This is a genomic window from Rickettsia endosymbiont of Gonocerus acuteangulatus, assembly GCF_964026435.1.
GTDB lineage: Bacteria > Pseudomonadota > Alphaproteobacteria > Rickettsiales > Rickettsiaceae > Rickettsia.
Genome location: NZ_OZ032147.1, coordinates 541,367 through 554,797, shown reverse-complemented (window position 1 = coordinate 554,797; position 13,431 = coordinate 541,367). Strand labels below are relative to the sequence as shown.

The following is a 13,431-nucleotide window of genomic DNA, read 5'->3' as shown; positions in this document are numbered from 1 at the left end:
TTAAGACTTAATAAAATAATTAAGGATGTTGAATCAAACCATGAATAAAAGAGTAGTTATTACTGGTCTTGGGCTGATTACCCCAGTTGGGCTTAACGTTAAGTCATCTTGGGATAATATAGTCCAAGGAGTAAGCGGTATAAGAACTATTACAGCATTTGACACTTCCAAACTTGCATGCAAAATTGCAGGACTATTAAACCATTCTGAAGAGAATGACTTCAAACTTGAAAATTTTACGAAAGCTGAAGATGTAAATAGATTGAGTAAAATGGATAAATTTATCCATTATGGCGTTGCAGCTGCAACTGAAGCAATTGAAGATAGTGGATGGTTACCAGAAGATCAAAAATCACGTGACAGAACTGGTTTAATATTAGGTTCAGGAATTGGCGGTCTTAAAATGATTGAAGATACTGCAGTAAAACTCCATCAAGAAAATAATGGTAAAGTTAGCCCATTCTTTATTCCAGCTTCCTTAATTAATCTTTTATCAGGTCTTGTTTCAATAAAGTATGGTTTTAGCGGTCCAAATCAAGCTGCAGTAACAGCTTGTTCTACGGGAGCACATGCTATAGGTGATGCTATGCGTATGATAAAGCATGGCTATGCTGATATCATGATCGCAGGCGGTGCGGAAGCACCGGTAACTCCTGTCGGAGTTGCAGGTTTTGTAGCAGCAAGAGCTTTATGTACTAAATATAATGATGAACCTGAAAAAGCATCTAGACCTTGGGATAAGGATCGAGGTGGTTTTGTTATGGGCGAAGGTGCTGGCGTTGTAGTCTTAGAAGAATACGAGCATGCTATGCGTCGTGGTGCTAAAATTTATGGCGAGGTCGTAGGATACGGCTCTACTGGTGATGCGTATCATATGACAGCTCCGCATCCTGAGGGAAGAGGAGCTTATCGAGCAATACATGAAGCACTGCAAGATGCTGGTATAACCCCTGCTGCCATTGGCTATATTAACGCACATGGTACTTCTACTGATATAGGCGATGCGATCGAATTAAATGCAGTTCAGAGATTATTTTTAGAAGCTAACCCTAAAGTTTTAATGTCTTCTACTAAATCTTCAATAGGGCATTTGCTTGGTGCTGCTGGAAGTGTTGAATTTATTTTTGGTACGCTTGCAATTAGAGATCAGATTGCACCACCTACCCTAAATTTAGAAAATCCGATGGATGAAGCTAAGTTAGACTTAGTTGCACTTAAAGCTAAAGAGGCTAAAATAAACTACGTACTTTCCAACTCTTTTGGCTTTGGCGGCACTAACACTAGTTTAATAATTAAAAAGATTTAACATCATTGCGAGGAAATTTACAATAGTAAATTGACGAAGCAATCCAGTTAAAAATGCTATTTTATAGCATTTTTTAATTATTTTTTTGGATTGCCGCGGTCACTTCGTGGCTTCGCAATGACGAAAAGCTGAGCTACGCAACAACATTACGACTGCAAGGAGCGTGGCAATCTTATGAAGTAATATAAAATTCCTGAGATTGCCACCTCGATGCTACACATCTCCGGCTTTGTTGCATGGATCAGGAAACATCCGCAATGCCATTCCCGCGTAAGCGGGAATCCACATAAAGTGAGATAAAATCGAGCTTTTAGCCATAAAAATTTACTGTATTTATGATTTTTTCTGGATTCCCACTTTCTTGGGAAAGACATAAGTGATCCATGCGACACCCCGGGTACAAGGAACTAGATGACACCGAACGCGTTTTACGATCCATGCAACAATGCACGCTCGCATTGACGATTTGGTATCCACGCGAGCGACATCGGTTTAACTATGGGTTAGTAAAAAGATATAGTATAATTCCGTTCAAAAAAAAATACTATTTAATTTTATCCATAGTAATAAAAGTCAATAATATCTCTAGGTGTTACATCTTTCCCAAGTTCACTAACATCTATTATATTATCTGATTTCATATCATAAGCAGATATAGAGTTAGCTAATAATTTGAAAATGCAAGGACTAAGTAGAACAAAACCTATAAATTTTCTGCCCAAATTTCATTGGGGGTTTTATAACCAAAAATCTTTCTTGGCATGTTATTTAAAATCTCAGCAACATTGTCAAGACCTCTTTGTGTAACGGTAGTAATATCTGTATTTTTAGGTAAAATTCTATGAATCATAGAATTCATTTTTTTCACTAATGCTTTTTGTCTAGGGCGGTATGGATCACAAAAGAAAGTTTGAAACCCAGATAGTCTATAGGCAACATGCCCCACAAACTCTTTGCCATTATCCATAGTAATAGTCTTTCTCACACTATTTGGAAGAGTTTTTATCTTTCTTAAAAAACCATTGATAACTGTTGTAGCTCTCTTGGAGTTATTCAGCACTAAAATAATCTTTTGACTCTTTTTATCCACCAGTGCACCAATATTCATACTTTGATTACCTTTATGAAATGTAAGATCTGCCTCAAAATTCCCTACTTCTACCTTTTTCGTAGCTATTGCATCACGCTGATGTATTGAGATCCTTTGTGGTATAATGATCCTTTGACGCCTCTTCCCTCTTTCTTGCCTTTTATATCTTTTAGAAGGTAAATAGCTATATAACTTTAATTTAGCTGCTACTGCAGAAGTGTAAACAAATCTATATATACTTTCTGTACTGATACACAAAGCTGTATTTTTGTCTAGTTTTAACTTTCCGGCTATAGCATCCGGCGACCATTTCTTGCGAATCATAGCATTTTTAATATAATCTAACAACATAGGGTTCTTTTCTATTTTTAATAACTCTTGCTGATACATCCTGTTTTCATATTTTTCCTGAGCAACACAAGGCATATACTTATCTTTTACCTTATTTCTTTTTAGCTCCATACTAATAGCGCTTTTAGACCTCGTAAGATGTTGTGCTATCTTATTAATACTGACTCCTAGGTCATACATTCTTTTTATCTCATATCTCTCTTCTCGAGATAAGTGTCTATATTTTCTGTTCATCATTACCTATTTAAAATCTTATTATTTTAAATAGGTTCTGTTCTACTTACTTATAGTATTTTCAAGTGATCAAACAAAACTTACGCTATGTTATAGCAAATATGCTAAAAACTCTTATTACACAGCAATGTTTTATAGTGAAGCACTTCATAATATCCCTTAATTCATGGGCATTATATCAAACATAGCGTAAGTTTTGCAAAAATAAAATTTCCGATATTTGCTGCTTGATTATAAATTAAGCCCGCAAATGAAGATAAAAATTTAAACATAATTTCCTCTTTAATTGTTTAATTTAGATTTTTTTTAAATCTAATGGAGCATTATACACTAAATGATCATCATTGACAATAGGTAATATTAATTTTTTATTAAAATATTAACTTATATTCGATTCTTAGAAATTTACTTAAGGAAAAACTCCTTTGAAATTCTTAAATTGAAATTACCTGCTTAATTTATTATATTATCTTATTACACGTGCACAGCATTACATATTCCTATGACTCCAATCTATTATATTAAAGATGGTAATTTAAGTTTTGCCGATAAAATAATTCTATCTGATTTAGAGCTTTATTTATATAAAGGCGATAAGATTTGCTTGATAGGTCGCAATGGCTGCGGTAAATCAAGCCTAATGAAAGTAATATCGGAAGATTATGAGTTAGATAACGGAGAATTATTCAAGGATCCTGCAATCACAATCGGATATTTAAAACAAGATATTGCGATCAAACTTAATTCTAATATTTATGATTTCATTCTAGATCAGAACACTAAAAATGAAATAGATAAGTATGAAATAGATATAATACTAGAAAAGCTACAAATCAACGGCACAGATAATTTATCTACCTACTCAGGCGGGCAGCTTAGAAGAGCCAGTCTTGCTAAAGCCTTAATATTAGAACCAGAAATATTATTGCTTGATGAGCCGACTAACCATTTAGATATTGAAACAATTGAATGGTTGGAAGGATATGTTAAATCATATAACGGTGCGATTATTTGCGTTAGTCACGATAGAACTTTCCTATCAAATGTGACTAATAAAATTTGGTGGCTTGATCGTGGACATTTACGCAAATCCGATAAAGGATTCAAATATTTTGACGAATGGCAAAATATTATTATAGAGCAAGAAGAAGCAGCCCTGCGAAAATTAAATAAAAAATTAGCTCAAGAAAATGAATGGTTAAATGCAGGTGTTACAGCTAGACGTAAGCGTAACCAGAAAAGGCTTGCTCAGCTAAAAGCCTTAAGGGAAATAGCCAGAGAACACGCGACAAAGCTAGCTCGTTCAAAACAAAGAGTACAAGCTGAACTTGAAGAAAATATAGCTAAAAGTAAGTTTATTATCGAAGCTGATAATGTTAGTTTTAGCTATAAAAATACTAAAATTATCGATAATTTTAGCTTCCGTGTTAAAAAAGGCGAAAAGATCGGCATAATTGGAGCGAATGGCTCAGGAAAATCTACTTTTATCAAATTACTAACCAAACAACTTACTCCTGAAATCGGCAAAATTATATATGGTGGTAATTTAGATATTTCATATTTTGATCAACATCGAGAAAAACTAAACCATAATCACACTTTGCAACAAACTTTATGCCCTACCGGCGGAGATCAGGTATTTTTGCCCAATGATAAAACTATGCATGTTGCTGGCTATCTGAAGCAATTCATGTTCGATCCTAAGCTACTAAATGCTAAAACTGCTATTCTATCAGGAGGTGAGGCTAACAGGCTATTACTAGCAAAAATTTTAATTAATCCTGGCAATTTGCTCATCCTAGATGAACCAACCAATGATTTAGATATGGGTAGTTTGGAGATTCTGCTAGACATACTTGCAGATTATTCCGGCACTTTAATAGTAGTTAGTCATGATCGTGATTTCTTAGATAGATTAGTTACACGTACTTTAGTCTTTGCTCAAGGTAAAATTCATGATTTGACAGGTGGATATGAAGATTACAAACAATATTTTACTGCAAGCTCCACAACTAAAAAAATCTCAAAGCCTATAACTCCTATTTCTAGTCCTAAAGAACCACAAAATAAAAAGCTATCTTACAAATATCAACGTTTGCTTGAAACATTACCAAATGAAATTGAAAAATTAGAAGCTTCAATTAAGGCTTTAGAAAAGCAACTTGAGGATAGCAATCTATACCTTGCAAACCCGCAAAAATATAATCAACTCAGCATTCAACTAGTTAATGATAAAAAGAAGCTTGATGAGTTATTAAACCAATGGCTCACAATACAAATTTAATTTTTGTTAATAAATCCTTGACTTAAATTTCACCATTTGCTAACATTTTTTTGTAAATAAAGTCAGGGTATATTTATGTCCGATATAACAAACGAATTAAGACACAAATTTAATAGTTTAAAAGAAAAATTCAGTAATGTTTATACTCGCTCTCAAGCTGATATGCTTTTAGGGGAGTTAAGCACGCTACAAAATGAAGCAGCGTTATATGGGTTAAATTTTGATATATCTGGCTTACAACAAACTTTAGAAAATAAAGCTAAAAATTTTGAAGTAGAACAATCTATTGATAAATTACAGGCTAATGAAGAAGCTCAAAAAGCAGCAAAGCTTGCTGAAGAAGAAAGAGAGACCGCACAAAAAATAGCAACTCTTAATAATTTTCATGATAATTTTGTAACAAAAATAGATAAAAACCTTAAGCAAACTCAAGAAAATAATTCACATATTGAGCATGTAATAAATAAATTAGAGAAAGAAAAAATTATTGATCATGAAAAACTAGATGCAGGGATATTAACTCATGAGGAGATATTATCGCAGCATAAGGATCATAAAGAATTTTATGAACATCATAAAAGAACGAATAAAGAGCATATTTGCGTTCATCAAGAATTGAATGAATTAAATAAAGAAATAACGAATTTAAAACAACAACTTAAGCAAAAAAACTTATCTCCTGAACAAATTAATAAGTTAAAACAAAAGTTAGAATTTCATCAAGAAATGCTAAAAATCCGTAAGCCGTATGCCGAAAAGTTAGAAAAAGCTAAAAAAGAAGCGGATAAGAAAATTACTGAATATGAGAAAGCTCGAAAAGTACGTGGTGAAAAAATAGAGAAATTAGGAAATGCTATTAAAATACATCACGAAAAAAATCCTGAAAAATACTCAGAAGCACACCAAAAATATGTGGCTTTGAAAAATCAGCATGAAGCTATTGAAACAAATGGTATTGTAAAAGATTTAGACCACCATAATAAGATACTTGGTAATATTAATAACACTAAAAGCAGATCATTAACCGATAAAATGAAAGAACAAATTACGGTTAAAGATAGTATAGGAGGAAGTTTATGCCCTTCTCGTACTCCCCCTAATACTTCTACAAACACTAAAACGAGAGGAATTTAATAACAACATGAGGATAATATGCCACTTACCGATGAACAAAAAGCAAAGTTAGCAGCAGCAAAAAAAGAAACTAATAGAGAAATGCATGATCAGCAACAAAGACAGCAAACATTCACTCAGACTATAAGTGCTGCAACATTAAATCTAGGTCAAGATTTAAATGATCCATTAAAAGAATCTACTGTATCTACTATGGGGAATAGTGCTAAACCTACAAAAGGTGGATGTGAAATAATGTAATTATCTTTCTTCTTTATTTTCATATAACCTATCTAGAATTTACACAAATTCTAAATTCTATGCATTTTTTAAAATGCATAGAACCGAAGTAACTCGTCATCTAATATTATTTAAAATTTGATAAAGTTATTTAAATATATTATAATGTAGACCTTATTTAAGGTATTACAAAACAATATGAGTAAGAAGCTTTATATTAAAACTTACGGATGTCAGATGAATGTGTATGACTCCGTTAAGATGCAGGATTTGCTATACCCTTATGGCTATGAGCCTACGGAAAATATCGAAGAAGCAGATGTTATTATTTTAAATACTTGCCATATTAGAGAAAAAGCCGCAGAAAAAACCTACTCGGAACTTGGTCGTATTAAAAAATTACAAGATGCACGAAAAAAACAAGGTCTAAATTCAGCAATAATAGTAGTAGCTGGCTGTGTTGCACAAGCTGAGGGCGAAGAAATTTTCACCAGAACTCCTTATGTTGATATCGTAGTCGGTCCTCAATCTTATTATAACTTACCCGAATTAATTTCTAAAGTTGTTAGACACGAAAAACACTTAATTGATCTTGATTTCGTTGAAGAAGCAAAATTTGACCAATTACCTGAGCAGTTATACCCGCAAGGAGCAAGTAGCTTTATATCAGTACAAGAGGGGTGTGATAAGTTTTGTACTTTTTGCGTAGTACCTTATACTAGAGGTGCTGAATTTTCAAGAAATGTAGAGCAAGTTTATAGAGAAGCTTTAAAGGTAGTTAGCAGCGGTGCTAAAGAAATTATGCTGCTTGGACAGAATGTTAATGCCTATCACGGCAAAACATCAGACGATAAAGTATTTACTCTTGCTGATTTGATAAGGCATTTAGCAAAAATTCCAAATTTAGAGAGATTACGTTATACCACGTCACATCCGATAGATATGACAGATGATTTAATAAGCTTGCACGGCTTAGAGCCTAAATTAATGCCATTTTTACATCTTCCAGTGCAATCAGGTTCAAATAAAATACTCAAAGCAATGAATCGCAAACATGATTGGGATTATTACTTTGACATAATTGATCGCTTAAGAAAAGCAAGACCTGATATAGTTTTATCTTCTGATTTTATTGTTGGATTTCCTGGTGAAACAGATGAAGATTTTGCCGATACTTTAGATTTAGTCCGTAAAGTAAAATATGGTCAGTGCTATTCATTTAAATATAGTCCACGTCCTGGTACCCCAGGGGCGACAAGAAACGATCAAGTGCCTGAACATATTAAATCAGAAAGATTAACTATCTTACAGCAAGAATTATCAAATCAACAGCTAGCCTTTAATGAAAGCTGTGTAGGAAGTATTATGAAAATTTTATTTGATCGTAATGGTAAATTTGATTATCAAATCATAGGCAAAACACCTTATATGCAGTCAGTATATATCAAAAACCCTAATAAAGATTTACTTGGTAAAATTATTGAGGTAAAAATTACTAAAGCAGCACTTAATAGTTTAAGTGGAGATATAATTTAAGATCGTCATTGTAAGGAGCGTGTCAATCCATAAAATAATAAAACTAAAATGTATAAACCTCTATTTTTTTGTTTACAAATTCTTGCTTTGCTTTTTTTAATAGGCTGCGGGATTGTCGCTTATATAATATATTACTATTCTCGTGATTTACCTGATTATAGACAGCTAGCAAGATATTATCCTCCCTCCGTAACCCGTATTTATTCTCGTGATGGGAAATTAATGGAGGAATACGCTTTTGAACGACGTGTATTTGTTCCAATTAATAGTATTCCTACCTCATTAAAAGAAAGCTTTATTGCTGCAGAGGATAAAAATTTCTATAACCACCAAGGGGTTGATTTATTTGGAATAGTTAGGGCAGCATTTCTTAACATATCAAATTTTCTTCATCATAGGCGTATGGAGGGGGCTTCCACTATTACTCAGCAGGTAGTAAAGAATTTTTTACTTACCAATGAAGTATCATTTCAGCGTAAGATCAAAGAAGCTATTTTATCTTATATGATCTCAAGAGTATTTACTAAAGATCAAATTCTAGAATTATATCTCAATCAAACATTTTTTGGGCGTGGTGCGTATGGGGTTGCTACTGCCGCACAAAATTATTTTAACAAATCAGTAGAGGAGCTAACTATTGCGGAGTCAGCTTTTATTGCAGCATTACCTAAAGCCCCTTCTGAACTTAATCCTGAGAAAAATTATGCTAGGGTTAAAGCTCGTCGTGATTATGTAATAATGCGAATGCTAGAAGATGGCTATATCACAAGCGATGTAGCAAAAGAGGCAATAGATAGTCCAATTACGCTGCGAAAACGAGACCCGGATGAAACTGTTACGGCTGATTATTATGCTGAACAAGTTAGGGATGAAGTAATTAAAATGTTAGGTAGTAAAGACGAATTTTATACTAGCGGTCTTACTATTATTACTTCTTTAGATGCTAAAATGCAAAAATTTGCTGAAGAGTCACTAAGAAAAGGTCTTAGAGATTTTGATAGAAAACGTGGTTTTAGAAAAGCTATATCTACTATTTCACTTAATAACTGGCAAGAAGAGTTAAAAAAATTACCAACTACACCATCACTTTTAGAATATAAAATTGCTGTAGTTTTGGAAGTTACTGATACTCAAGCTGAAATCGGTTTTGCAAGCGGAGCTAAATCTAAAATCCCTATTTCTGAAATGAAATGGGCAAAAAGTGAGCTGAAATCAGCTAAAAAGCTACTAACAAAGGGTGATGTAATAGTTGTAGAAGCTGTAAAGGATTATTATGCCTTACGGCAAATTCCAGAAGTAAACGGTGCTATTATGGTCATGAATCCAAATACTGGACAGGTACTTGCAAGCGTCGGCGGATATGATTTCTTTGCTAGTAAATTTGACAGGGTAACACAGGCACTTCGTCAACCAGGTTCTTTAAGTAAAACTTTTGTTTATCTAGCAGCCCTTGAAAATGGCATTAAACCAAATCAGATTTTTAATGATGGTCCTATTGAAATTTCACAAGGTCCAGGGATGCCAAGCTGGCGTCCTAAAAATTATGAGGGTAAGTTTCTAGGACCGATTACTATGCGTACCGGACTTGAAAAATCCCGTAACCTTGTAACAGTTAGAGTAGCAACTGCGGTGGGACTCACCAAAATCGTTGATATAATTAAGCGATTCAGAATTAATGATAATCCGCAAAAAGTCTATTCTATGGTACTTGGTTCTATTGAAACAACACTTGAGAGAATAACTAATGCTTACGGCATTATTGCTAATGGCGGTAAAAGAATAAAGCCGCATTTCGTTGAATTAATTAAAGATCGTAACGGCAAAGTTATTTATCGCAGAGATGATAGAGAATGTACAACTTGTAACGTTTCAGATAATAATTTAGATAACGCAATATTAGAAATTCCGGCAGAAAATATTTATATGGTCACGGATACAGCAAGTGACTATCAAATTACTTCACTTTTAACAGGTGTAGTAGATAGGGGAACTGCTTACTCTGCAAAGAAATTAGGGAAAATTATCGGCGGAAAAACCGGTACTAGTAACGATAGTAAAGATACATGGTTTATAGGCTTCACACCCAAAATAGTTGTGGGGAGTTATGTTGGATATGATACGCCAAGAACTCTAGGAAGAAGAGCAACAGGATCAAGCGTAGTATTACCTATTTTTATTGATTTTATGAGTAACGCTTATAAAGATGAACCACCCTTACCTTTTAAAGTACCTGATTCAATAAAGCTACAAGCTGTAGATAGAGCAACTGGTCAAATCACGCCTGGTGGTTCTATTATGGAAGCATTTAAGATCAATAACATCCTGATAATTGAAGATGAAAGCGGAATCGTAGACAACAATTATAATAATGACGTTTTTGATTACGTGCCTAGCGAAAAAGATCAATCTCAAGAGATTTATTAATGTCACCCCGTGGTGACATTGCCAGCGTGGATCGGTTTTCCAATTGTCATCCCGTGAATAAATCTATAGTACCGGACATTTTTAAAAAAATGTTATATTTTTTTCAGGTATAGGTGACCTTATATGTCATTCTTAGCTAGAGGCGGGAATCCAGCATAAAGCGAGTAAATCGAGCTTTTTATTTAAAAAACTTGCTGCTTTTATGTTTATTTTTCTGGATCCCCGCCGTTGCTAAGAATGACATAGAATAATAACTGTCCGGTAATATTGATTTATTCACGGGATCCAGTTAAAAGTACTAATAAAATTAGTATTTTTTATTATTTTCCGGATCTAGTTCCCAAACAACTAGATGACACCAAGAGTGTTTTTTGATCCACGCAGGGTAAGCCTTACATGGAAATGCTTCAAATTATTTATTTGAAGTAAAAGTTTATCTTGATATAATTCACACAAAAAATTGATTTAAGAGATATACAATTTATGAAAAAAATTATTCTATATTTAACTACGTTAATATCATTTACTGCATCTTTTGCAGCTAAAGCAGATTGCTTTTTAGTCAAGGAAAATGATAAGTTTATTAAACAAGATGGTGATTGCAAATCACGCTATGCTCCATGTTCTACCTTTAAAATTGTTTTAAGTCTAATGGGTTATGATGATGGATTTTTAATTGATGAAACTCATCCAAAATTACCTTTTAAAGAAGGATATGATGATTATCTTGAAGTTTGGAAACAGCCACATACACCTAAAGATTGGATGAAAAACAGCTGTCTTTGGTATTCACGTCTTATTACTAAAGAATTAGGTTATGAAAAATTCCATAATTACGTAACAAAATTTAATTATGGTAACCAAGATACTTCAGGAGATAAGGGAAAGAACAATGGTTTAACTAATGCGTGGCTTTCTAGCTCTTTAGAAATTTCACCTGAAGAACAAATTGCTTTCCTGCAAAACTTGCAGCAGATCAATTACCTGTAAGCCTTAAAGCTCAGGAAATGACCAAAAATATTATGTTTATCGAAGATTTTGCAGATGGGTGGGAGCTTTATGCTAAAACAGGAAGCGGTAATCGTCTTAATGAAGATAGAACTGTAAAGTTAAAAGATCGTCAAATAGGTTGGTTTATAGGATGGTTACAAAAAGATAACCGCAAAGTTTTCTTTGTACACTTTATTGAAGATAAAGAACATCACGATTCTTATGCAAGTTTTCGCTCTAGAGAGGCTGCAAAAGAGAAGCTAAAAGGATTAATAAGCAAAGAACTGAAATAATTTTAGCTGTGTCATCCCGTGGCTCAAAAGACGTCATTGCGAGGAGCGAAGCTTTATTGCAATCTCAGGACATTTTCACGAGATTGCCACGCTCCTTTTAGTCGCTCGCAATGACAGAAAAATTAGAACAATCGAGCATATATGAACAAAACCTCTATAGTTTGGTTACGGCGTAATTTGCGGCTGCATGATAATAAATCATTCGCAGCAGCACTTCGTAATTCTGATAAAATCCTACCGATTTTTATTTTTGATACCACTATTTTAGAAAGGTTTAAAAATCCACATGACAGACGGCTTTCCTTTTTAGCAAACACACTTTGTTTAATTAATGATGAACTTAAAAAGTTAAAAGGGAAGCTGTTAGTATTTCACGGCAACCCTTTAGATATCATTCCAAAACTCGCAGCTACCTTAAAAATTGAAAATATTTATGCTGATGAAGATTATGAGCCAAGCAATATAGAACGTGATAAAAAAGTTCAGGAGTTATTAGGCAATGATTGCACGCTTAATTTATATTGTGATCATTTACTTATAAAGCCTGATAGAGTTTTAACGAAAGATAATAAGCCTTATAAAGTATATACTCCTTATATGCAGGCTTTTCGTAAATTTATAGCAGATAACGGAAGTATATCACATAATAAGCTACTAACAAATTACAGTTATAATTTAGATGGCAAATTATATATACTAGGAAGTATAGAGCTGAAAACTATTGACCTAAATGTAGGGGAATCTGAAGCGTTAAAACAAATCGGTTACGTCTATAAAGAAGATGAGCTTTGGCAGCCTAAAAATGCTCAGAATGTTTTAGATAAATTCATTACAAGAAGGATAAATCGTTACAAAACCGATCGGGATTTTTTATATCTTAACGGCACAAGTACTATCTCACCTTATTTAAGATTTGGGCTTGTATCAATAAGGACGTGCTATCATAAAGCTTTTAACGCTCCCTCAAACCCGGGTAGTATAACGTGGATTAATGAACTAATTTGGCGAGAGTTTTACGCAACTATTCTATATCATTTTCCAAATACTGTTAATGAGGAATTCCTAGAAAAATATAAAAACAAAATACCTTGGAATAATAAAAAAGAATATTTCGATAAATTTATTAATGCCGAGACTGGTTATCCTATAATTGATGCAGCAGTTAAGCAGCTAGTTGGTGATGGCTGGATGCATAATAGAGCACGAATGATCATTGCTAGTTTCTTCAGTAAGAATTTGCTTTTAGATTGGCGGAAAGGTGAAGAATTTTTTGCTCAATACCTCATGGATTATGAGCTTGCTTCTAATGTTGGCGGATGGCAATGGGCAAGTTCTTGCGGTACTGATGCCCAGCCTTATTTCCGTATTTTTAACCACTATACTCAAGGGAAAAATTTTGATCCAGATGCCGAGTATATCAAAAAATATCTTCCTGCCTTAAAAAATGTCCCTCCCGCTATCATACATAATATTAATTTCCACAAAATGTATGATCATTACCTAGAACCGATAGTAGATTATGGGCTATCTAGAGCAAGAGCTATTGAGGTGTTTAAGGGAATTGCGTAAA

The 13,431-nt window shown here is 33.6% G+C and carries 10 protein-coding genes; 9 read left to right on the top strand and 1 reads right to left on the bottom strand.

The features are described 5' to 3' along the window. Positions 1-25 precede the first annotated feature (25 nt). On the top strand, positions 26-1,306 hold the full coding sequence (fabF, locus tag AAGD55_RS03460; protein ID WP_341792158.1) for a beta-ketoacyl-ACP synthase II: 1,281 nt from the start codon (positions 26-28) through the stop codon (positions 1,304-1,306). A 703-nt stretch (positions 1,307-2,009) separates the two neighbouring features. Here the strand turns inward: fabF and AAGD55_RS03455 are convergent. Further along, positions 2,010-2,984: an IS30 family transposase gene (locus AAGD55_RS03455; RefSeq protein ID WP_341792157.1), complete on the bottom strand. Its 975-nt coding sequence runs from the start codon at positions 2,982-2,984 to the stop codon at positions 2,010-2,012. Positions 2,985-3,483: 499 nt separating this feature from the next. Here AAGD55_RS03455 and AAGD55_RS03450 point away from each other — a divergent pair, with 499 nt between their 5' ends. From AAGD55_RS03450 to AAGD55_RS03415, 8 genes are all read left to right on the top strand, one after another. Beyond that, positions 3,484-5,265: an ABC-F family ATP-binding cassette domain-containing protein gene (locus AAGD55_RS03450; protein WP_341792156.1), complete on the top strand. Its 1,782-nt coding sequence runs from the start codon at positions 3,484-3,486 to the stop codon at positions 5,263-5,265. Positions 5,266-5,340: 75 nt separating this feature from the next. Beyond that, positions 5,341-6,399 carry a hypothetical protein gene (locus AAGD55_RS03445; protein ID WP_341792155.1) on the top strand — a complete coding sequence of 353 codons (1,059 nt, stop codon included), beginning with the start codon at positions 5,341-5,343 and terminating at the stop codon, positions 6,397-6,399. Between the two features lie 18 nt (positions 6,400-6,417). Beyond that, complete coding sequence (locus tag AAGD55_RS03440; protein WP_341792154.1) at positions 6,418-6,639, top strand: hypothetical protein; 222 nt, start codon at positions 6,418-6,420, stop codon at positions 6,637-6,639. 177 nt (positions 6,640-6,816) lie between these two features. Beyond that, positions 6,817-8,154 carry a tRNA (N6-isopentenyl adenosine(37)-C2)-methylthiotransferase MiaB gene (gene miaB, locus AAGD55_RS03435; RefSeq protein WP_341792153.1) on the top strand — a complete coding sequence of 446 codons (1,338 nt, stop codon included), beginning with the start codon at positions 6,817-6,819 and terminating at the stop codon, positions 8,152-8,154. Positions 8,155-8,202: 48 nt separating this feature from the next. Then, on the top strand, positions 8,203-10,578 hold the full coding sequence (locus AAGD55_RS03430) for a penicillin-binding protein 1A (protein ID WP_341792152.1): 2,376 nt from the start codon (positions 8,203-8,205) through the stop codon (positions 10,576-10,578). Between the two features lie 483 nt (positions 10,579-11,061). Continuing rightward, positions 11,062-11,568, top strand: coding sequence for a penicillin-binding transpeptidase domain-containing protein (locus AAGD55_RS03425; protein WP_341792151.1), 507 nt, complete (start codon positions 11,062-11,064; stop codon positions 11,566-11,568). Positions 11,569-11,585: 17 nt separating this feature from the next. Next, positions 11,586-11,861, top strand: coding sequence for a penicillin-binding transpeptidase domain-containing protein (locus AAGD55_RS03420; protein WP_341792150.1), 276 nt, complete (start codon positions 11,586-11,588; stop codon positions 11,859-11,861). A 141-nt stretch (positions 11,862-12,002) separates the two neighbouring features. Next, a complete protein-coding gene (locus AAGD55_RS03415) occupies positions 12,003-13,430 on the top strand; it encodes a deoxyribodipyrimidine photo-lyase (protein WP_341792149.1) in 1,428 nt (475 codons plus the stop codon). The last annotated feature ends 1 nt before the right edge of the window (position 13,431 follow it).